At 69.6% G+C, this 20,911-nt stretch carries 22 protein-coding genes; 14 read left to right on the top strand and 8 right to left on the bottom strand.

From position 1 onward, the window contains the following. The first annotated feature begins 198 nt into the window (after positions 1-198). Both AB0I19_RS01195 and AB0I19_RS01190 read left to right on the top strand, forming a co-directional pair. Positions 199-1,230 (top strand): alpha/beta hydrolase family protein, encoded by a 1,032-nt coding sequence (locus AB0I19_RS01195; protein ID WP_357143191.1) that lies wholly within the window; start codon positions 199-201, stop codon positions 1,228-1,230. 136 nt (positions 1,231-1,366) lie between these two features. Continuing rightward, positions 1,367-1,927 (top strand): hypothetical protein, encoded by a 561-nt coding sequence (locus AB0I19_RS01190; protein ID WP_357143189.1) that lies wholly within the window; start codon positions 1,367-1,369, stop codon positions 1,925-1,927. A gap of 6 nt (positions 1,928-1,933) precedes the next feature. Here AB0I19_RS01190 and AB0I19_RS01185 read toward each other — a convergent pair whose 3' ends face one another. Further along, a complete protein-coding gene (locus AB0I19_RS01185; protein WP_357143187.1) occupies positions 1,934-2,284 on the bottom strand; it encodes a helix-turn-helix domain-containing protein in 351 nt (116 codons plus the stop codon). Positions 2,285-2,383: 99 nt separating this feature from the next. Between AB0I19_RS01185 and AB0I19_RS01180 the strand changes: the two genes are divergently transcribed. Continuing rightward, positions 2,384-3,247 (top strand): NAD(P)-binding domain-containing protein, encoded by an 864-nt coding sequence (locus tag AB0I19_RS01180; RefSeq protein ID WP_357143185.1) that lies wholly within the window; start codon positions 2,384-2,386, stop codon positions 3,245-3,247. A 233-nt stretch (positions 3,248-3,480) separates the two neighbouring features. Next, the gene (locus AB0I19_RS01175; RefSeq protein WP_357143183.1) at positions 3,481-4,227 is read left to right on the top strand and encodes a dienelactone hydrolase family protein; all 747 of its coding nucleotides are present in this window, start codon (positions 3,481-3,483) and stop codon (positions 4,225-4,227) included. Positions 4,228-4,246: 19 nt separating this feature from the next. Here the strand turns inward: AB0I19_RS01175 and AB0I19_RS01170 are convergent, their stop codons facing one another. The 4 genes from AB0I19_RS01170 to AB0I19_RS01155 are packed head-to-tail and all read right to left on the bottom strand — an operon-like array spanning position 4,247 to position 9,268. Continuing rightward, the gene (locus tag AB0I19_RS01170; protein ID WP_357143181.1) at positions 4,247-5,494 is read right to left on the bottom strand and encodes a cytochrome P450; all 1,248 of its coding nucleotides are present in this window, start codon (positions 5,492-5,494) and stop codon (positions 4,247-4,249) included. Between the two features lie 26 nt (positions 5,495-5,520). After that, positions 5,521-6,813 (bottom strand): FAD-dependent monooxygenase, encoded by a 1,293-nt coding sequence (locus tag AB0I19_RS01165; protein WP_357143179.1) that lies wholly within the window; start codon positions 6,811-6,813, stop codon positions 5,521-5,523. After that, a complete protein-coding gene (locus AB0I19_RS01160) occupies positions 6,810-8,033 on the bottom strand; it encodes a cytochrome P450 (RefSeq protein WP_357143177.1) in 1,224 nt (407 codons plus the stop codon). The genes AB0I19_RS01165 and AB0I19_RS01160 overlap by 4 nt, the downstream gene beginning before the upstream one ends. Further along, on the bottom strand, positions 8,030-9,268 hold the full coding sequence (locus tag AB0I19_RS01155; protein WP_357143175.1) for a cytochrome P450: 1,239 nt from the start codon (positions 9,266-9,268) through the stop codon (positions 8,030-8,032). The genes AB0I19_RS01160 and AB0I19_RS01155 overlap by 4 nt, the downstream gene beginning before the upstream one ends. Positions 9,269-9,482: 214 nt before the next feature. On the opposite strand from AB0I19_RS01155, the gene AB0I19_RS01150 reads away from it, so the two are divergent. From AB0I19_RS01150 to AB0I19_RS01125, 6 genes are read left to right on the top strand one after another with little or no spacing between them, the layout of a single operon-like run. Continuing rightward, a complete protein-coding gene (locus tag AB0I19_RS01150; RefSeq protein ID WP_357143173.1) occupies positions 9,483-11,135 on the top strand; it encodes an AMP-binding protein in 1,653 nt (550 codons plus the stop codon). A 39-nt stretch (positions 11,136-11,174) separates the two neighbouring features. Continuing rightward, positions 11,175-11,963: a ferritin-like domain-containing protein gene (locus tag AB0I19_RS01145; protein WP_357143171.1), complete on the top strand. Its 789-nt coding sequence runs from the start codon at positions 11,175-11,177 to the stop codon at positions 11,961-11,963. Then, positions 11,963-12,499, top strand: a complete 537-nt coding sequence (locus tag AB0I19_RS01140; protein WP_067639464.1) for a PaaI family thioesterase — start codon at positions 11,963-11,965, stop codon at positions 12,497-12,499. The genes AB0I19_RS01145 and AB0I19_RS01140 overlap by 1 nt, the downstream gene beginning before the upstream one ends. Beyond that, positions 12,496-12,762, top strand: a complete 267-nt coding sequence (locus AB0I19_RS01135) for an acyl carrier protein (RefSeq protein ID WP_067639466.1) — start codon at positions 12,496-12,498, stop codon at positions 12,760-12,762. Before AB0I19_RS01140 ends, AB0I19_RS01135 begins: the two co-directional genes overlap by 4 nt. After that, positions 12,759-13,592, top strand: coding sequence for a class I SAM-dependent methyltransferase (locus AB0I19_RS01130; RefSeq protein ID WP_357143168.1), 834 nt, complete (start codon positions 12,759-12,761; stop codon positions 13,590-13,592). Before AB0I19_RS01135 ends, AB0I19_RS01130 begins: the two co-directional genes overlap by 4 nt. 3 nt (positions 13,593-13,595) lie before the next feature. Continuing rightward, complete coding sequence (locus AB0I19_RS01125) at positions 13,596-14,438, top strand: acyl-ACP desaturase (RefSeq protein WP_357143166.1); 843 nt, start codon at positions 13,596-13,598, stop codon at positions 14,436-14,438. Between the two features lie 57 nt (positions 14,439-14,495). On the opposite strand, the gene AB0I19_RS01120 is transcribed toward AB0I19_RS01125, so the two are convergent. Further along, entirely contained in the window at positions 14,496-14,963 is a 468-nt protein-coding gene (locus tag AB0I19_RS01120) for a PaaI family thioesterase (protein WP_357143164.1), read from the bottom strand. 155 nt (positions 14,964-15,118) lie between these two features. On the opposite strand from AB0I19_RS01120, the gene AB0I19_RS01115 reads away from it, so the two are divergent. Next, complete coding sequence (locus tag AB0I19_RS01115) at positions 15,119-16,339, top strand: cytochrome P450 (RefSeq protein WP_357143162.1); 1,221 nt, start codon at positions 15,119-15,121, stop codon at positions 16,337-16,339. Between the two features lie 96 nt (positions 16,340-16,435). Here AB0I19_RS01115 and AB0I19_RS01110 read toward each other — a convergent pair whose 3' ends face one another. Together AB0I19_RS01110 and AB0I19_RS01105 are read right to left on the bottom strand one after the other, a co-directional pair. Further along, positions 16,436-17,137, bottom strand: coding sequence for a hypothetical protein (locus AB0I19_RS01110; protein ID WP_357143160.1), 702 nt, complete (start codon positions 17,135-17,137; stop codon positions 16,436-16,438). A gap of 88 nt (positions 17,138-17,225) precedes the next feature. Beyond that, positions 17,226-18,158 carry a PDR/VanB family oxidoreductase gene (locus AB0I19_RS01105; protein ID WP_357143158.1) on the bottom strand — a complete coding sequence of 311 codons (933 nt, stop codon included), beginning with the start codon at positions 18,156-18,158 and terminating at the stop codon, positions 17,226-17,228. A 145-nt stretch (positions 18,159-18,303) separates the two neighbouring features. Between AB0I19_RS01105 and AB0I19_RS01100 the strand changes: the two genes are divergently transcribed. The 3 genes from AB0I19_RS01100 to AB0I19_RS01090 are packed head-to-tail and all read left to right on the top strand — an operon-like array spanning position 18,304 to position 20,903. After that, complete coding sequence (locus AB0I19_RS01100) at positions 18,304-19,464, top strand: acyl-CoA dehydrogenase family protein (protein ID WP_067489071.1); 1,161 nt, start codon at positions 18,304-18,306, stop codon at positions 19,462-19,464. A gap of 12 nt (positions 19,465-19,476) precedes the next feature. Further along, positions 19,477-20,001, top strand: coding sequence for a YiiD C-terminal domain-containing protein (locus tag AB0I19_RS01095; RefSeq protein WP_357143157.1), 525 nt, complete (start codon positions 19,477-19,479; stop codon positions 19,999-20,001). Continuing rightward, positions 19,998-20,903, top strand: coding sequence for an alpha/beta fold hydrolase (locus tag AB0I19_RS01090; protein WP_357143155.1), 906 nt, complete (start codon positions 19,998-20,000; stop codon positions 20,901-20,903). Before AB0I19_RS01095 ends, AB0I19_RS01090 begins: the two co-directional genes overlap by 4 nt. Positions 20,904-20,911: the final 8 nt, after the last annotated feature.

The raw sequence follows: 20,911 nt of genomic DNA, 5'->3' as shown, positions 1-20,911 counted from the left end.
CCGACCTGGAATCAACGCGATGAACAGTGGCGCCGAGGCGATGACCCGGCGTGCTCGCACCAGTTGTCCGAAAGACCAAACCGCGGACGGGGGCAGCGCGAACTTCCGCCAGGGCCGTTTCGCGTAGCCGATCCGTCCCTGGCACACCCTGTGATGTCCTCATCCGGAGGGCGCGACCGGCACGAGAGGTTCTCGACAGTGCGACAACATCGTCCTACCCGCACAGCAACCCTGCGATCGACCCTTGTCGGCCTCCTGATCGCCGGCGCACTCGGCGGCTCGGTCACCTCCGCGACCGCGGCACCAGAGCCGGCCAGGGTGTTGTCCGCCGACGCGGTCGACGACCGGCAGCTGAACGTGGCGGTGTACTCCCCCGCCATGAACAGGCCGATTCCGCTGCAGGTGATCCGTGCTGCCGACACCTCGAATCCGCGGCCCACGATGTACCTTCTCAACGGTTCGCAAGGCGGCCCCGGTGGCAGCGGCTGGGACGCGCAAACCGATGCCGTCAGCTTCCTGCGCGACAAGGACGTCAACGTCGTCACCCCGGTCGACGGCGCGAGCTCCTACTACACCGACTGGGTGCGCGACGATGCGGCGCTGGGGCGCAACAAGTGGCAGACCTTCCTCAACGAGGAGCTGCCGCCGGTGATCGAGGACTTCCTGCGCGCCGACGGCAACCGAACCCTGGTCGGGGTTTCGATGAGCGGAACCTCGGTGCTGAATCTGGCGATCGCCAAACCAGGGTTCTGGCGCAGCGTGGCCTCCTACAGCGGCTGCGCTCAGACCTCGGACCCCATCGGGCAGGAATTCGTGCGGATCACGGTGGAGAACTGGGGCGGCGCGCAGAGCGTCGAGAACATGTGGGGCCCGCGCACCGGGCCGTTGTGGCGCGCCAACGATCCGCTGGTCAACGCGGAGGGGCTGCGCGGCACCGCGATCTACCTGAGCACCGGGAGCGGAATCCCCGCCGCACCCCACGACACGCCTGCCGATCCGCGCGTGCGGGACGGCAGAATTCCGCTGCCGATCCAGATCGCCTTCGGCGGGCCGATCGAGGCCGCGGTGCACTTCTGCACGATGAACCTCGCACATCGATTGCGCGAGTTGGACATCCCGGTGACGCTGGACGAGCGGCCGGTGGGGACGCATTCGTGGGGCTACTGGGAAGACGATCTGCGTACTTCCTGGCCGTTCCTGGCGCAATCGATCGGGAGCCGGACACCCTGAGCCGCTTTCACCGTGTCGCGGAAATCCGGAGCAGCACGGTCGCTGAACCTCCGCCCCGATACGAATCTGTCCGGGCGGCGGTCCGGCCATGTCATCGCCGTCCACACGCGGAGTCATTCCGTATTCAGGAGGATCAGTGAACAACGAACGGGGCGAAGTGATCGTCGTGACTGCCGTCAGGGACGGCGAACGGGAGGTGCGCATAGAGATCGGCGAGCCACGACACGACACATCGACGCACGACTGGCTGTGCACATATCGGGTCGGCGGTAGCCGTGAACACAAGGTCCGGGGCCCGAACAGGTTGGCCGCCGTCTACGCCGCACTTGTGGAGGTCGAAGACACCGCGACCCGAGTCGACTTGCCCAACGGAGCAGCGGCCGGTCAGCCTAGAACACCCGCGCTACCTCGGCTACTGCCCAACGCTTCCGGCGCGGGTGCGGCCGACCCCCGCGCGTTCGGTCCGCCGCTGGGAGCCCGCGCAGTCCAAACTTCCTCGGGCCCGGTAGTCGTCACCATCGCGCGGCCGCGCCGGGATCCGAATCGCCCGCACACCTACCTGTGCCCCTTCCGCATCGATGACCGCACCGAGGCTTTCGGGCAAGGACCCGACGATATTCGGGCGGTGATGTCGGCGATCCGCAGCGTCGGCGCCATTCTGGGACTACCGCGCAACTGGCCGACGTCGACCACCTGAACCGGCTCAGGAACCGGACCGGACGACCTGTTCACCCATGAGGTGTTCGCGACCCCACGCCTCCAAGGGGAGCAGTGCGTTGTTGAGGAGCTCGCCGAGTGGGGTCAGGGAGTACTCGACGCGGGGTGGGACCTCGTTGTACACCGTGCGCTGGACGATCCCGTCGGCCTCCAGCTCGCGCAGTTGCGTGGTGAGGACCTTCTCGGTGACGCCGTTCACCTCACGGCGCAACTCACCGAAGCGGTAGGGGCGTTCGCTCAGCGGCCAGAGGATCATCATCTTCCACTTGCCGTTGAGTACCGACATGGTGGCGTCGAGTCCGCATCGGTACGCGCCCGGCCTGCGTGTGATCGGCACGATGGTTCCTTCCCTCTACCTGTTCGCTATCCCGGAAGTGCGTACCCACTTCGGTGTGCGTACTTGTTCGGCCCGGATGCCACGCCAACACTAAACCGCATGTCCGACAACAAAAATAATGCGCTCACCGTCCTCGGGCTCGGCGACATGGGCTCGGCCCTCACCCGTTCGTGGCTCGCGGCGGGATACACCGTCACTGTGTGGAACCGCAGCCCACGGCGGGCACCGGCGGGGGCGGCGGTCGCCGCGACCGTCGCCGAAGCCGTCGGCGCGAACACGCTCGTGGTGGTGTGTCTCCTCGACGACGCGTCGGTGCGCGCGACCCTCGACGGCGTCGATCTGACCGGCCGCGACATCGTCAACCTGACCACGAGCACACCCGCCGAGGCCCGTGCGCTCGCCGAGTGGATCACCGCGCGCGGCGGGAATTTCCTGGACGGCGGGATCATGGCCGTTCCCTCCATGATCGGCGCAGCCGACTCGGGGGCGTACGTCTTCTACAGCGGTTCGGCGCGGCTGCACGAGACCCATGCCGAGGCCTTGGCGGTGCCCGCCGGCGTCACCTACGTCGGCACCGACGCCGGTTTCGCAGCGCTGTACGACATCGCGCTGCTCAGTGCGATGTGGGGCATGTTCGCGGGCGCCGCGCACGCGTTCGCTCTCATCGGTGGCGAGGACATCTCACCGGTCGAATTCGCGCCACTCATGGTGGCCTACCAGCAGGCGATGGCCGGCTACGCCTTCGGCACGGCCGCGCAGCTGGCGAGCGGGGACTACACGCAGGACGTGGAGTCGAACCTGGCGATGATGGCCACGACGAACGACACCCTGCGACGTACCGCTCTGGAACAGCGCGTCAGCCCGGAACTTCTCGAGCCCTTCATGACACTGATGGAACGCCGAGTCGCCGAGGGCGGCGGGAAAGAGTCGACCACCGGCGTCGTCGACCTCCTACGCCGCTGATCGAGCGGCTCCTGTCGGTGAGCGGCGGCGACTGTTTCCCGTGGGGGCTATAGTGCTTGTCGATGACTACCGGGACGGCCTTGCGCCACACACGGATCGGTGACCCGGTGCTCTTCTGAGCACCGCACGGGCCCGTGGCCCGTTGTCCGATCGAAGATCCATCGCCGCTGCGCGGGCTCCGCCTCCTTCGTGTTGATCACAGGCTCCACACATCAACCACGACAGGAGAATCCATGCATACCGAGACGCTGCAGATCCCCACCCTCGACGGCCACGCGGACGCGTTCGCCGCCTTCCCCGACTCCGGCGAGCAGTACCCGGGCGTACTGATGTACCCGGACGGTTTCGGTGTACGGCCCGTGCTGCGGGAGATGGCCGAGGAATTGGCCGGGCACGGGTACTACGTGCTCGTCCCCAACTTCTTCTACCGGCACGGCCCGGCACCGGTGATCGAACTGCCCGACCATATCGGCGAAGACGCCCGCTCTGCCTTGTTCGCCCAGCTGATGCCCTTGATCGAGGCACACACCGCCGAACGCGCGCTCCGCGACGCCGACGCCTACCTAGGGTTCCTCACCACCCGACCCGAGGTCAGCGCCGGACCCGTTGCAGTGACGGGTTATTGCATAGGCGGGCTCCTGGCGGTGCGCACCGCTGTAGCCCACCCAGGCCGGGTGGCCGCCCTCGCCGCATTCCACGCCCCGGTAGGTGCCGACGGACTGGACAATCTCTCCGAACTCGCCGCCGAAGTCCATTTCGGCCACGCCGAAACCGATCTGGCGGCCGAGGATCTCCGTCGGCTCGACCAGGCATTGGCTGCCGCAGGCGTCGAATACACCTCCGAGATCTACCCCGGCACCGTCCACGGCTTCACCATGTCCGACACCGACGACTTCGATCCCTCCGCACTGCGACGTCATTGGGACCGACTGCTTCCCCTCCTCGACCGCGCACTGGGCATCGGTGGCGGCTCTCGGTAGTCGCCGACCAATTCGTCGTTCAGGCCGGGGTGATCGCCATCGGCAGCGATTCCAGGCCGCGGATGACCACATTCGGCTTGAACGGCGGATTCTCGCTGCGCAGTTCCAGCGAGCCGACCTTGCGCAACAGCACGTCGAGCAGGATCTCCATCTCGAGCAGTGCCAGCGGGGCGCCGAGGCAGTAGTGGATGCCGAGACTGAAGCCCAGGTGCTTCTTGGCCGGGTTCTTCGGATCGGAGTAGCGGGTCACATCCAGCCGCTCCGGGTCGGGGAAGGCGGCGGGGTCGTGGTTGCTCGAATTGATCAGCACCACAACACCTTCGCCCTGCTCGAACCGGTGCCCGGCGACGGTGATCGGCCGGGTCGCGGCGCGCGTGGTGATCTGCACCGACGGGTCGAGGCGCAGCAGTTCGTCGGGTGCGTGGGCGAGCATCTCGGGACGTTCACGCAGCACCTGGATCTGGTCGGGGTTGCGCAGCAGGCGCAACATGCCGGTGCCGATGAGATTGGCGGTGGTCTCGTGCCCGGCGACGAAGGTGGTGATGCAGGTGGCGAGCAGCTCCTGTTCGGAGAGCACGTCACCGCGATCCTCCACCTGGGACAGCGCGCTGAGCAGATCGTCACGCGGGCTGACGCGGCGTTCGTTCAGCAGCTCACGGAAGTAGCCCATGAATCCGCGGGAGGCCGCGCTGCGCGCCCGCAGGCATTCCTCGGGCAGGGTGTAGTCGTGATCGAAGCCGCGGGCCAGGTCCTGCGACCAGCGGTGCACCTGGTCGTAGGCCTCCTTCGGCACACCGATCAGCTCGCAGGCGATGATCAACGGCAGCGGGTAGGCGATCAGCTCGACTAGATCGAATTCGCCTGCGACCACGGCATCGTCGACGAGTTGCTCGCACAGCTGCTCGATCCGCGGCCGCAGCCGGGTCACCATGCGTGGGGTGAATCCCTTGGTGACGAGGTTGCGCAGGCGGGTGTGGTCCGGCGGCTCCATCCACAGGAACGAGGTGGGCAACTCTTCGGGGGCGTTCTCCGGCGACACCGTCGGGTGCATCATCGCCGCTTCCTCGGCGTGGCTCCACGCGGTGGTCGACAGCACCGCCGCGCAGTCCTCGTAGCGGGTGAGCACGTGGTGGCCGAGCGGGGTCTGGTGGATCGGGCCCGCCTCGCGCAGCACGCGGGCGGGGCTGTAGGGGTCGGCGCGGCCGTCGGCGCCGAACAGCTGGATCAGGGCGGTCTGGACGGCGTCGGTGTCGATCGTGGAGGTCATGGGTGGGGTCTCCTCGCGAGGGGTGGTCAGGGCAGGAGGATGCGGCGCAGCGTGGCCGGCGCGGTGAGCGCGGCGGGTGGGTCGACCAGGTGGGCGACCCGCAGGAAGGTCCTGGCCACGCGCGGATCGTGGTGGGCCACGCGCTGCACCCTGGTCACGAAGACGTCGGTGAGCCGGGTGCGCAGGGTGCGCCTGCCCTCGACGCCCGGATTACGCAGATCCGAGCCGGCGGCCAACTGCCAGGCCACCGCGACGGCGTCGCCGGCGGCCGCGTAGAAGCGTGCGGGCAGGTCGTCGGCGTCGAGGCAGTCCCGCAGGGCGGCGGCTTGCAGCGCGGCCACGGTCATGCCCTGGGCGTAGAGCGGGTTGAACGCGCACTGGGCGTCACCGAGCACGAGCAGCCCCGCGGGCGCGGCACTCTGGCGGTCGAAGCGTCGGCGCACGGCGGTGCGGAAGCGGTACGGGACCGGTTCGCCGAGCGGGTCGGAGCCGGCGACGATGGTGTGGATATCGGGCGCGGACAGCGACGCGGCGTACGCGCGGAAGCCGTGCTCGTCGGTCGGTGGATGGTCGCCGAGCATCCCGGCGAGGGTGACGTGCCAGCGGTCGCCCTCCACCCGCACCGCGCCGCCACCACGCCCGTCGGCGCCGGTCGACACGATCACCGAGGCCTGGCCGTCGAGCTGACCCGGCCGGTGCCGGAAGAACCGCGACGCGTAGCCGAGATCGACCTCGAGACGTTCTTCGTCGGGCACCTCGGCACCGATCGCGTTGAGCCACAGTGTGATTCGTGAGCCGCGGCCGCCGGCGTCGACGATCAGATCGGCGGCCAGGGTCTGTTCTCCCGCCGGGCCGGTCACCCGGACGGCGCGCACCCGCTGGGCGTCACCGATCAGGCCCTGCACGGTCGTCCTGGTCAGCAGTTCGATGCCGCGCATCCGCATGGTGCGTCTGCGCAGGACGTTTTCGAGCAGCGACCGGGTCGCGATCAGGGAGGTGAGGCCGGTCGCGCCCGCCGCCAGCCGGGAACCGCCGACGTACCAGCGGGTGCCGACGAGCACCTCGGCCACGGTCGCACCGTCGGCGACGGCCTCCTCGGTGAAGCCCGGATACAGGTCCTCCATGATCCGGCGGCCCCGGTCGAGCAGGCCGTGCAGATGCCAGGCCTGCGGAACACCGCGGCGCACAGTCTCTTTCGCGTCCAGCTCGTCGCGTTCCACCACGGTGACCCGGTCGAAACGCTCGGCGAGCACTCGCGCGGCCAGCAGCCCGGAGACGCCCGCGCCGATGACGAGCGCGTGCTGACGCGGCGCGGTCACAGGGTCACCGGGAGATGGCGGACGCCGCGGTGGATCAGGCTGGGCCGGTACTCGATCGACTGCCCGGCCAGGGCCAGTCCGGGCGCCCGGTCCAGCAGTGCGCGGATCGCGGCCTCGGCCTCGATGCGGGCCAGCGGCGCGCCGACGCAGTAGTGGATGCCGAGGCTGAAGCCGAGATGCTTGCGCGGCGGGCGGTTTCCGGTGAAGCGGGTGATGTCGAAGGTGTCGGGGTCGTGGTAGACCCGCTCGTCGCGGTTGGCCGAGCCCGTGAGCACGACGACGCCGTCACCGCGCCGGAAGCTGTGCTCGCCGACCCGGGTGTCGGCCAGCGCGACCCGGATCGTGAACTGGGTGGGCGCGTCGTAGCGCAGCATCTCGTCGATGGCGGGCCCGATCAATTCGGGACGCGCGCGCAGCAGCGCGAGCTGATCGGGATGGCGCAGCAGGGCGAGCATGCCGTTGCCGATCAAGTTGATCGAGGTCTCCATGCCCGCCACGAGCAGCAGCAGCGACATGCCGATCACCTCGGGCTCGGTGAGGAAGTCGCCGTCCACGCTGGCCGCGACCAGTTCGCTGAGCAGGTCGGTGCCGGGCCGCTGCTTCTTCTCGGCGATGAGACCGGCGAAATGGCCCATGCAGGCGATGGCCGCGTCGGTGCGGGCGCTGATGTCGTCGGGTCCGAGCAGCGAGTCGGGGTCGCTGCCGCGCGCGATGGCCAGCTGCCAGGCGCGGAAGCGGGGGCCGTCGGCGGCGTCGGCGCCGAGCAGCCGGACCGCGACCATGGCGACGGCCAGCGGGACCGCCAGATCCTCGAGCACGTCGAGTTCGCCGCGCTCGAGGGCCGCGTCGACCAGGCCGTCGACCACCGTGCCCGCCACCGGCGTCATCTCACCGATCATCTTCGGGGTGAACGCCTTGGCCACCAGTTTGCGGTAGCGGCCGTGCTCGGGCGGGTCCATGCGCACGAACGAGCCGGGGATGGCGGCGCTGGTGTCCCGAAAGGGGCTGATGCCCGCGGCGTAGCCGTGTCCCCAGTCGGCGCCGGTGAGCACCGCGGCGCACTCCTCGTAGCGGGTCACCAGGCGCACCGGCACCTCGCCGAGCTCGTACGGGAACAGCGGGGTGGCGGTGCGGACCCTGGCGTAGGCGGGATACGGGTCGGCGCGGTGGTCGGGGGCGAAGGCATCGAAGGTGAGGTCGGCGGGGACAGCGGTACTCATCGGCCCTCCAGGCTGATTCGCAGTTCGGACATGCCGCGCACGACCACATTCGGGCGATACGGCGGTTCGGCGAGCAGGTGCATCCGCTCGACCCGGGTGGCGACGGCGCGCAGCACCGCCTGCATCTCGAGGCGGGCCAGCGGCGCGCCGAGGCAGTAGTGCAGGCCGAGACCGAACGACAGGTGCCGTTCGGGTCGCCGGCCCGGCAGGTAGCGGCCGATGTCGAAGCGGTCGGCCTCGGGGAAGGCCTCGGGGTCGCGGGCGGCCGAACCGATCAGCACGATCACCGCGTCGCCGGGCACGAAAGTCTTTCCGGCGAGCTCGATCTCGTGCCGCGCGGTGCGGGTGGTCAGGTGCACGGGCGGGTCGTAGCGCAACACCTCGTCGACGGCGGGACCGCACAGCGCGGGGTCCTCGCGCAGCCGCTGGAACTGGTCGGGATGGCGGATCAGCGCGAGCAGTCCGTTGCCGATGAGATTGACCGTGGTCTCGTGCCCGGCGACGACGAGGATGAGCAGGGTGCCGATCAGTTCGGTGCGGGTCAGCCGGACCCCGGCCTCCTCGGCGTGCACCAGCGCGGTGATCAGATCGTCGCGCGGGTCGGCGCGGCGCCGGGCGACCAGGTCGCCGAAGAACGCGTCGAACGCGTGCACCGCCTCGGTGCGCGCGGCCAGCTCGGCGGGGCTCAGCAGGGTGTCGGGGTCGAGGCCGCGCGCGATGTGCGCCGAGATCTCCCGCACGTGGGCGTGGGCTTCGGCGGGGACGCCGAGCAGTTCGCAGATCAGGGTCAGCGGCACCGGGTAGGCCAGCGCCTCGAGCACATCGGTCTCGCCCTCGGCCAGCATCGCGGTGAGCAAGCCGTCCACGAGCCGGTCGGCGCGCTCGTGCAGGCCCGCGACGGTGCGGGCGGTGAACGCCTTGCCGACCAGGCCGCGCAGGCGGGTGTGGTCCGGCGGTTCCATCCACAGGAACGAGCCGGGCAGCTCCACGTCGCTGTCGCCGTGCAGCAGCTCCGGTTCCTCGGCGTGGCTCCAGCGCGGATCGCTCAGGATGGCCTGGGCCTGCGCGTGCCGCGGCACCAGGTGGGTCGCACGGGGTCCTGGCACGAACGGTCCAGCGGCGCGCAGGGTTTCGTAACTGGGATACGGGTCGTGGCGGCAGTGCGGCGCGACGCTCTCCAGCACCGCGATCTGCACCGGGGTCGGGTCCTCGACCGCGACATGATCGGTAGTCACCGGCAGCTCCTAGGGGCGATTTCGGTGCGGGGATTTCGCCGCTCATCGTCGTCGCGCGGCGGCCCCGAATTCGCGCACTATTGCCTGCTCCGATCGGGCGATAGCCGAATATCTTTATCAGGCAGGGCAATTGGACGATCGACGGTGATTATCGGCGCGCGTAATTCGTTATTCGTTCAACGCGATGTCAGCTGGCACTGTTGTCGTTTCCGGCATGAATTCCTCGCGCTCGAGCGACACGCTCACCACCCTGCTGGCCGGGGTAGCCGCCGAACGGCCGCGCGTCACGGCGACGTTCTGGTCGGTGTCGGAGCAGCTGGACAACGCCGAGATGCAGGCACGCGCCCGGACGACGGCGACCGCGTTGGTGCGGCGCGGGATCGGGCGTGGCGAGCCCGTCGGCGTGCTCAGCCCCAACGCGCCGGAGTTCCTGACCTCGCTGTTCGGCATCGCCGCGGCGGGCGCCGCCGCCACTCCCCTGCCGTTGCCCGCCGGTGCGCGGGCGACGGCGGCCTACCCGGCCAAGCTGGCCGCGATCACCGCGGCCGCGAACATGCGGACGGTCCTGGTCTCGCCCCGATTCGCCTCGATGATCCCGCTGATCGGGGACATCGGCGTCGAATTCGTCGACACCGGCGCGCTCGTCGACGAGGTCACCGCCGACGAAGACATCCTGCCGACGCCGGGCCCCGACGATCTGGCCATCGTGCAATTCACCTCAGGCAGCACCGCGCTGCCCAAGGGTGTGCGGCTCACCCACGCGAATGTGGTGAGCGGGCTGGCCGCCATCCGCACCGGCATCGATCTCGGTCTCGACGATCAGGGCGGCTTCTGGTTGCCGCTGTTCCACGACATGGGCCTGTTCGGCACCCTGTCGGCGGTGTTGCGTGGCATCCCGTCGCACGTGTGGTCGCCGATCGCGTTCGTGAAGGATCCGGCGCGCTGGCTCGGTGAGTTCGCCGCGACGAAGACCACCATCACCGCGATGCCGAACTTCGGCTATGAGGCGCTACTGGCCGCGATCCCACCGGAGCGGGTCACCGACTACGACCTGCGGCACTGGCGGATCGCGTTCAACGGCGCCGAACCGATCGCCGAATCGGTGGTCAGCGCGTTCTGCGAGCGGTTCGCGCCCGCCGGTTTCGCGCCGTCGACGATGTTCGGCGTGTACGGCATGGCCGAGGCCACCCTCGCCGTCGCGTTCCCACCGCTGCTGCGCGAGCCGGTGTTCGAGTGGGTCGACCGCGCCCTGCTCTCGGACGCCGCGGTCGCCGATGTGGTCGCGCGGGACGCCGACGGTGCGCGGGCGGTCGCCTCGGTCGGCGGGCCCGTCGACGGGATCGCCGTGCGGATCGTGCACCCCGACACCGGTGCCGAGCTGCCCGACGGCCGGGTCGGCGAGATCCTGATCCAGGGCGCCCCGGTGACCGAGGGCTATCTCACCGCCGACCCCGAGGCGGCCGCCGACCGGTTCGTCGACGGCTGGCTGCGCACCGGCGACCTCGGCTACCGCCGCGGCGGCGAACTGTTCGTCACCGGCCGTTGCAAGGACATGATCACCGTGCGCGGCGTGAACTACTACGCCCAGGACGTCGAGGCCGCCGTCCGTGACCTCGACGGCGTCCACAAGGGCCGCTGCACCGCCGCCGTCGATCCCGACGGCGACGACGTGATCGCCCTCATCGCCGAGACCGAACGCACCGGCGCCGCGGCCGACGCCCTCGCCGACGCCATCCGCGCCGCCGTCACCGCCCACCTCGGGCTCAGCGCGGTCCAGGTACACCTGGTCGCGCCGCGCAGCATCCCCCGCACCAGCAGCGGCAAGCTCCAACGCCTCGCCGCCCGCGAACTGATCGGCCGGCGATGACGCCGCGCCCGGCTCCCCTTCGATCGAACGGAGTGCCTCGTGCACAGCTTTGACGTGTTCCGCCACTACGAACGCCTGCACTGGAAACTGAGCGATCTCGACCTGCCCGCCGTCGACCCGACGCTGGTCCGCCCCGAATACATCACCCTCGCCAAGAGCGCGGCCATGGGTGAGTCCAATGTGATCGCCGCGGTACACGGCTTCCTCAACGAATTCGTCGACGACTACGACTTCTCCACCTTCGCGGTGGTGTGGGGCTATCAGGAAGTGCAGCACCACTACGCGTTCCGTTCCTGGCTCGGGGCGATCGGCGAGGACGTCGAGGACCGCGCCGTCGGCGCCATGCGCGAGCCCTACGCACCGGGCAGCACACCCTCGGCGACCTTGGCCACCAACATCATCTCCGAGCTCACCGTCAACCACGTGTACCGCGCGGTGTCGAGCTGGGTGGCCGAACCGGTGCTGAAGGAGTTGCTGCTCAACGCCAGTCGCGACGAGGCGGGGCACGCGCGCGAATTCATCCACTACACCAACGAGCGATTGAAGAAGCGCCCGGAGGAGCTGCCCTCGGTGCTCGAGACCCTGTACGTCTACAGCTCCGAGGCCAAGATCAAGCATCCGGTGAGCACCTTCAAGGCGGGCATCGCCGAGCTCGGTGACCACGAGACCATCGACACCGGCTTCGAGCTGTTCCTCGAGCAGGTCGCCGCCGAGGGCGAGCTGGAGGTGCTGCACGACAAGGTGCGTCGCACCTTCGCCTCCATCACCGGACTCGACCTGTCCAGCAACGCGAAGGTGCGTCGCGCGCTGGCCGACGCCATCGCCTGATGACCGCCGCCGACGCCGTCGTGGTGCCGTGGTCGGTGATCCCCGACTACCACTGCTTCGGCTGCTCCCCCCACAATGCCGCCGGGCTGCGCCTGAGTTTCACCCCGCGCCCCGACGGCGCGCTGGAGGCCGGGTTCCGACTGGGCCGGGCCTTCGAGTCCTATCCCGGTGTCGTGCACGGCGGGCTGATCGGCGTGGTGTGCGACGAGGTGATGGGCAATCTCATCGTGCTCGCGCGCAACGTGCCCGCCTTCACTGTCTCCCAGCGCACCCGTTTCCTCACGCCCCTGCTGGTCGATCGCGAATACCGCTGTGTGGCTACGCTTCCGCCCGAGCGCGGGCCGGGTCCGATCGCCGCGCACGCGGAGATCCTCGACGCCGACGGCGCGGTGTGCGCGTCGTCGACGGCCACCTATCAGCCCTTCGATCTACACGCGGTCCGCGACCAGCTCACCCTCGACGACGACGAAGTCGCCCTGCTCGACCACGCCCTGTCCACGGCGAACACCTTCTCCCCGAACGGAGCCCGGCCATGACAACCACTTCCGCCGACACCATCCTGCGCACGGTCACCGAGATCGCGATCTCCGAAACCGGCCTGCCCGCCGCCGAGCTGACCCCCGACGCCGACCTGCGCGCGATGGCCGGTGTCGATTCGGTGCGGGTGCTGCGGATGATCGCCCGCATCGAGCGCACCTTCGACATCGAGCTCGAGGACGAAGACGTCTTCGGCATGTCCACCCTGGCCGAGGTCACCGCCGTGGTGGAGCGCTCCGTCGCCGAGGGGCGGCAGGCATGACGGTCGTCGCCGACACCAATCAGCACTACGATCTCGATCCCGACATCTTCGGCGAGTTCCTCGATCCGCTGCGCAAATACAGTGCGGCACTGTACGAATCCGCCGACGACACCCTGGAGACGGCACAGCGCAACAAGCTGCGCTTCGTCGCCGAGCGGCTCGGGCTGCGCGGCGGTGAACAGCTGCTCGACGTGGGCTGCGGCTGGGGTTCGCTGATCCTCTACATGGCGAGCGAACTGGGTTGCCGCACACTGGGAATCAGCCCGGCACCGCGGCAACACGACTACATCGCCGCCCAGGCGGCCGCCCGCGGGGTGAGCGAGCTGGTGCGCACCCGCGTCGGGCACTTCGAGCAGCTCGACCTGCCCGCGCGTGGCTTCGACGCGGTCACTCTGCTGGGCTCGATCGTGCACATGCCCGATCCCGACGAGGTGTTCCGCCGCGCCAAGGCGGTGCTGCGCCGCGGCGGCACCCTCTACGTGTCGGAGAGCTGCTTCCGCAACGCGGCCACCCGCGCCGCGTTCGACGATCGCGACGGCACCGGGTTCGTCCGCGAGGACATCTTCGGTTTCGGTGAACTGCGCCCACTCTCGGAACTGGTCGCGGCCGCCGAGAACGCGGGCTTCTCGGTGATCTCGGTCGACGACCTCACCGAGAACTACCGGCGCACGATCGAGGACTGGATCGCCAATGTCGACGCCGCCGCCGACCGCATCGACGCGCACGGCGCCGGCCTGGCGGCCAAGCTGCGCCACTATCTCGAGATCGCCAACGCGGGCTGGGGTTACACCACCAAGCACTACGCGCTGGTCTGCCGGAATGCCAGGTAGGACATGATCAGCACACCGGGACTGCTGCCCGTCACCGAGCTGACCGCCGCGGTCGACGGCTTCCTCGCCGCCTCCCCCGCGACCCGCGCCTGGGATGTGGAGACCGCCTTCGACTGGGCCGCCGCCGACGCGGACAGGCTCACCGAGGGACAACGATCCGCGGTCCAGTTCGTCACCCTCATCGAAGACCACCTGCCCGGTTATTTCGATGTCTACCACCGGCATTTCCCGGTCGACGACAGCGTGGATCTGCCCACCTTCGAACACAATCGGGAGCTCTACCACTTCACGGTGCGGTGGGCGCTCGAGGAGGACACCCACGCCAGGGCGCTGGCGCGCTATCAGGAGGCGTCGGGGATGGCCGAAAGGTCCACACTGCGTTCGGAACTGGCGATCGAGGGGCACAAACCGTTCGACCTGCCCTACGACCATCCCGTGCAGTTCTTCGCCTACGCGCTGGTGCAGGAGAAGGCGACGCAGATGTACTACCAGCAGTTGCGCGACGTCGTCACCGATCCGGTGCTCGCCGCGGTCCTCACCCGCCTGTCCCGCGACGAGGCAAGGCATTTCAGTTTCATGGCCGAGGTGGTGACGCGGTACCTGCGCCACGACGGTGATGCGGTGGTGGCGCCGATCCGCGACGTCATCGCGCATTTCCGGATGCCGCTGTCGGACACGCTGCGCGGTTACTGGCGGTGGGCGCTGCGCATCGCCGAAGTCGCCGACTACGACCACACCGCCGCGTACGAACACCTCGTGAAGGTGATCGACCGCGCGGTCGACACGCGAACCGAACCGATCGACGAGCTCGTCACCTTCGTCGAGAGCTGCCGGGCGCTGACCTGAGCCGACGGCACCGGCCGCGCCCCCGATCGGTTCGGGGGTGCGGCCGGTGCCGTGCGATCAGTTGCCCTGTGCCAGTACGAGAATCGTCGTGGTGCCGTGGGCGATGAGCTTGCCCGCCGCGTCGGTGATGCGGCCCTCCGCGGTGGCGGTGCGGCGCCCGACGTGCACGGCGGTGGCGTCGCAGGTGAGCCTGCTGCCGTCCAGTGTCACGGCCCGGATGAAGTTCACCTTCAGTTCCAGCGTGGTGTAGGCGACGCCGTCGCCGAGCTCGGTGAACACCGCGCTGCCCATGGCGGTGTCCATGAGGGTCGCCAGGACACCACCGTGCACCGTGAACATCGCGTTGATGGTCGCCGGATTCGGGTCGAGATAGTAGCGCGTGCGCCCTTTCGACGCGCTTTCCAAGCGAATTCCGAGTGAATCACCGACACCCAGTTTTTCTTGCAGTCCGCGTTCGAATACCGCGGTCAATTCGTCGACCCGCCGCTGCGCGGTCACGTCGACGTCCATGTCGGTACTTGTCATTATTTTCCTCCCTGCGGACGATTTTCCCCTCCCATTCGAGCAGCGTTCGGTGAATTGCGGTTTGCCGCAGCCCATTCCATGCCGAACTCCGATTGCCTGATCGGGATCGCGCGCACCCGGCGAATCGTTCGCCGGACGCCGGTACCGTCGGTGAGATGGCCGACACCACCGCTGCTCCCCGCGTCGAGTCCATCGGCGCCGACTTCTTCGACGATCCGCACGCCCACTACCGGCGCTGGCGCGCCGCTGGCCCGGTTCATCGAGTCCGCTTCCCCGACGACGTGGTCCGCTGGGTGATCATCGGCTACGCCGAAGCCCGTGCGGCGCTGGCCGATCCGCGCCTGGCCAAGGATGTCGGGCAGGTCGAGGCGATCCTCCACGAGAAGCGCCGCGAAACGCGGTCGGATCCCAATGTGAGCGCGCTGCTGAGCCACATGCTCGGCACCGACCCGCCGGCGCACACGCGCCTGCGCAAGCTGGTGAACAAGGCGTTCACCGCCAAGCAGGTCGCCGGGCTGCGTCCCCGGATCGAGCAGATCACCGAGGACCTCCTGGATGCGACCGCCGACCGTGACGAGTTCGATCTGATGGAAGAGTTCGCCGATCCCCTACCGGTGACCGTGATCTGCGAGCTGCTCGGTGTGCCGTTCGCCGACCGTGCGGATTTCCAGGCGTGGACCCGTGCGCTGGTCACCGTCGTCGGCGAGGACGAAGGGCGCCCGGCCGCGGGCGCCGCCATGGTCGGTTATCTGACCGATCTGGTGCGGGCCAAGCAGGCCGACCCGGCCGACGATCTGCTCTCGGAACTGGTGCTGGCCGACGACGACGGCGACCGGCTCACGGACAAGGAGCTGGTGTCGATGGCGTTCCTGCTGCTGGTCGCCGGGCACGAGACCACCGTCAATCTGATCGGCAACGGCATGAACGCGCTGCTGCGCGACCGGGCACAGTGGCAGGCGCTGTGCGCCGATCCGGCGGCGGTGCCCGACGCGATCGAGGAGTTCCTGCGCTTCGACGGGCCGGTCGACATGGCCACGGTGCGCTACACCGCCGAGCCGGTCACCCTTGGCGGCACCGAGATCCCGACGGGCGAACTCGTCTACGTGTCGGTGGCAGCCGCCAATCGCGATCCCGCACGGTTCGCCGACCCGGACACGCTCGCCACCGACGGGCACACCACCGGGCACCTGGCGTTCGGCCACGGCATCCATTTCTGTGTCGGCGCTCCCCTGGCCCGGCTCGAGGCCACGATCGCCGTCACCGCCCTCCAGCGTCGTTACCCCGACCTGCGGCTTGCCCCGGCCGCCCTGACGCCACGCTGGCAGACCAGCACGCTCATCCGCGGTCTGCTCGCGTTGCCCGTGCTGACGCGCTGATCGCAGCGCTGCCGAACAGCGAAAGACCCCGCCCGATCACAGGATCGGGCGGGGTCGGTGTCCCCCGGTCGCTCTATACCGGGTCTTCGACCACCCCTACTTCGCCGGTGCGGTGAACGGCTGGTTGATGGTGGTGAAGTACTGGATCGCCGCGCCGATGGCCACCGGCGCGGTGATGAAGATCTGCCCGGCCAGGGTGCCGAGCGCGCCGACGGCGAGGATGCCGCCGATGCAGCCGACCGCGGCGGCGGGCAGGAACGGGCCGAACAGGCCGACGATGGTGGCCGCGGCGACGGTGGCGCCGACGATGCCGCCGAGCACGCAACCCACCGCGGCGCCGCCGATGCCACCGACCAGGGTGCCGATGGCGGCGCCGGTGGAGATGGTGGTGGTCAGCCTGGTCCAGGCCGCCACCTCACGCTCGTATTCGCTCTTCCACGGTGCCTTGTCCTCGAAGGGCAGGGCGACCGGCTTGTAGACGGCCTGCGAGGCATCCAGCTGCGGGCTCAGTGTCGCGGTGTTGCCCGCGATCTCGGCCACGATGGGCAACTCGAACTCGTCCAGCCGGAAGGTCAACGGGGTGGCGGCGACGGTGGTGCCGTCGGGCGCCTTCACCTTGAACGCGCCGTCCTCGACGACCATGGAGCCGGCACCTGTGGTGATGACGGACTTACCGGCCACTTCCTGCGCAGTGAACTCGATCGGGGCGGGGGCCTGGGCCGACGCCGAGCCGGTGATACCGGCCGTGACGCCGATCGCGGCGGCGAGCAGCGCCGCGGCCGCAGCAGATTTCCTCATCGTATGTTTCTTCCTCTCACATTCCCGGACGGGAATCGGGCGCGTCCGTTACGCGCACGTTCTGGGGGACAACCGATTCCGCGCGCGCTCACAGGTCGAGCACCAGGACGCCGTAGCGGGCCCGCGAGACGCAGAGCATCATCGTGGCGCCGCTGTCGCGTTCCTCAGGGGTGAGCAGCGAGTCGCGATGATCCACCTCGCCGTCGAGCACCGGGGTCTCGCAACTGCCGCAGGTGCCTTCGCGACACGACGTGAGCACCGCGATGCCCGCCGATTCGAGGACGTCGACGATGGACCGGTCGGCCGCCACCCGCAGCGTCCGGCCCGTCTGCGCCAACCGGACCTCGAAGGCCGTGTCGGCTCCGGCGGGCACGACCGGCCGTGGCACGAAGCGTTCGGTGCGCACGGTGACACCGCCCCGCGCGCCGGCTGCCTCGACCGCCGCCAGCAGCGGTTCCGGACCGCAGCAGTACACGGTCGCGCCCGGCCGGTCGGCCAGGATCTGCGCGATCGGCAACAACCCGGCCTCGTCCTGCGGCACCAGGCGCACCCGGGGGTCCGCGGCGAGGACGTCGGCGAAGGCCATGTGCGCGCGGCTCCGGGCGCCGTAGTGCAGCGTCCAGTCCGCACCCGCCCGGTCGGCGGCGGCGATCATCGGCAGGATCGGGGTGATCCCGATCCCGCCCGCCACGAAGGTGTACCGATCGGCAGGCGCCAGCTCGAAGTTGTTGCGGGGCACCGAGACCGACAGTGTGGTGCCGGGCAACGCTGTCCGGAACAGTGCGGCCGAACCGCCCCGGCCCCGCGGTTCGTGCAGCACCGCGATCCGCCAGTGGTCTCGGTCGGCGGGGTCACCGCACAGCGAGTACTGGCGCACCCCGGCGGCACCCACCGCCACGTCGATGTGCGCGCCCGGCGTCCAGGCGGGCAGCTGCCCGCCGTCGACCGCGGCGAGCACCAGGGCGAACACCGCGTCGGCTTCCTCGGTGCGGTCGATCACCCGCACGCTCACTTCGGTCATGCCCATCCCCTCGGCGGAATCGTTGTCGAGATCACCGTGGTGCAACGGCGCCCGGTTCGCCGCCGTGGCATGGCGAGACGATTGGACCGATCGACGTTCACTATCGCCCCGGCCTCCGACCTGCCCGCCGCCCGAAACTGGCGGCATGACTCCCGTGTCGGAACTGGTCGACAGGACCAGGCAGTTCGTTCGAGATCACGTCATTCCGGTGGAACGCGAGGTCGTGGTCGGTGGCCGGGTCACCGACGACGCCCTGCGCCTCGATTTGCAGAAGAAGGCCAAGGAAGCCGGTGTCTTCGGCCCCCTGTCCGATCCCGCCTACGGCGGCCTCGGCCTCGACACGAGGGCGCAGGCCGAGGTGCTCGAGGCGGCGGGCGCCAGCCTGCTCGGCCCACTTGCGGTCAACGCCTGGGCTCCCGACGACGGCAACATCCACCTGCTGGCCGCGGTGGCGAACCCCGAACAGCAGCAGCGGTATCTGGCCCCACTGGCCTCCGGCGAGGTGCGCTCGGCCATCGCCATGACCGAGCCTGCCCCCGGCGCGGGCTCCGATCCGCGGATGCTGGCGACCGTGGCCGAGGAGACCGACACCGGCTGGGTCATCAACGGCCGCAAACACTTCACCACCGGCGCCCAGGGCGCCGCGTTCACCATCTGCGTCGCCGCGACCACGGACGGTCCGACGATGTTCCTGGTCGACCAGGACAATCCCGGCCTGCGGGTGGGACGTCGGATGCCGACGCTGGATCACACCAGCGCCCCTGGTGGACACTGCGAGGTCGAATTCGTGGACTGCGAGGTCGACGAGTCCGCGATCCTCGGCACCGTCGGCGGCGGCCTCGACCTGGCGCAGGCGCGGCTGGCGCCGTCGCGGCTGGTGTTCTGCATGAACTGGCTCGGCCTCGCGGTGCGCGCCCAGCAGTTGGCCGCCGAACACATCACCGGCAGGCAGTCGTTCGGGGTCCCGATCGCCGACCACGGCATGGCCCAGGGCCTGATCGCCGACAACGAGATCGACATCGCCGCCGCGCGCAGCCTGATCCGCGCCACCGCCGCCACGATCGACGAGCACGGCGCCACCTCCGGGCAGGCCAGGCACGAGGCCTCGATCACCAAGACCTTCGTCTCCGAGGCGGTATGGCGGGTGCTCGACCGCGCGGTGCAGCTGCACGGCGGGCTCGGCGTCTGCGAGGACTACCTGGTGGCTCGATTCCTGGTGGAGGCCAGGGCTTTCCGCATCTACGAGGGTCCGTCGGAGGTGTTGCGCTGGTCGATCGCGCGGCGCGTGCTGCGCGGGCCGCGCTGAGAGGACGAAGTAATGACCCGCAGCATCGCCGGATTCGGCGCCGCGTACCCCGCCCTCGACCCCGACGCCGTCGACTTCGGTTATCTGCGCGACGCCTCGCAGGCGCTCGTACCGTTCGGCGCGCACGTCGGCACCGTGATCACCGAGATCTCGGCCACGCGTTCGGTGGTGGAGATCCCCGCCGAACCGGTGATGTGCAACCACATGGGCACCGTCCACGCGGGCGCGCTGTTCACCGCCGCCGACATCGCGGGCGCCGCGGCCTTCGTCGGTGCGGCCGCGCACCGCCTGCACACCATCGACCGGCTGGTCCTGCGCGGCGGCACCGCCGCCTACCGGAAACCGGCGCGTGGCCGCATCCGTGCGGTCGCCACCGTCGACGCCACCGAGCTGGCCATGATCCTGACCGCCACCGCGTCCACGCGGTTCGGGCTGTCCGGGCGCGCCGAACTGCTCGACGACAGCGACGTGCTCACCGCCGAATTCACCTTCGACTACGTGTGCGATGTCCGCATCGCCGGAACGGACGACCAATGAATTCCGCAACGCCCAGCGACGCCGTGACGGGTGGCGGGCCCGCGACCACGCCCGACACCAGCACGGTCGAGACCGTCGACGGTGTGCGGTTCACCGTGCGCTGGCTGGCCGCCGCCGACCCGACCGCCCCACTGGTGCTGATCCTGCCCGCCATGGCGATGAAGGCCCGCAACTACCAGTCACTGGCCAAGGCGCTGCACGCCACCGGCCTGTCGGTGGCCACGGTCGATCTGCGCGCGCACGGCGAGGCCGAGCCCGCACTCGGCGAGCACACCGACTTCGGCTACCGCGAGATGCTCGAAATCGACCTGCCCGCCATCGTTTCCGCGATCGAGGAGCGCTTCCCGCGGGCGCCGCTGCACCTGTTCGGGCACAGCCTGGGTGGCCAGCTGGCCCTGCTTTTCGCCGCCGCCGAACCCGAGCGGGTCGCGGGGGTGACCGTGATCGGCACCGGCACCGTGTTCTGGTGGGCGTTCGGTCCGCGCCGCTGGTTCGAGGCGCTGAGCCAGATCCAGTGGATCGGTCTGGTCGCCCGCGTCAAGGGGCACTGGCCGGGTGGGGTGCTGATCCCGGCGCCGATGCCGGGCGGAGTGATGGTCGACTGGTCGGTCCACTCGCTGACCAGCTACTACCGTCCGCGCGGCACCACCCGTCGCTACAACTCGCTGCTGGCGGAGATGACGCTGCCGGTGCTCGCGATCTCGCTGTCCGAGGACGTGCTCGGCCCCAAGTCCAATGTCGACTTCCTGGTGTCGCGCATGCCCGCCGCACAGGTCACCCAGTGGCACATCGACGCGGACTCCGCGGTCGAGCACCGCGATCACTTCGCCTGGTTGAAGGATTCGCCCGCTATCGCGACGCAAGTGTCGCGCTGGATCACCACCGGCTCCGCGCCGGCCTGAGGAGAGAC

The organism is Nocardia sp. NPDC050413, assembly GCF_040655475.1.
Taxonomy (GTDB): Bacteria; Actinomycetota; Actinomycetes; order Mycobacteriales; family Mycobacteriaceae; genus Nocardia; species Nocardia coubleae.
This window is presented reverse-complemented; position numbering and strand designations above follow the sequence as displayed.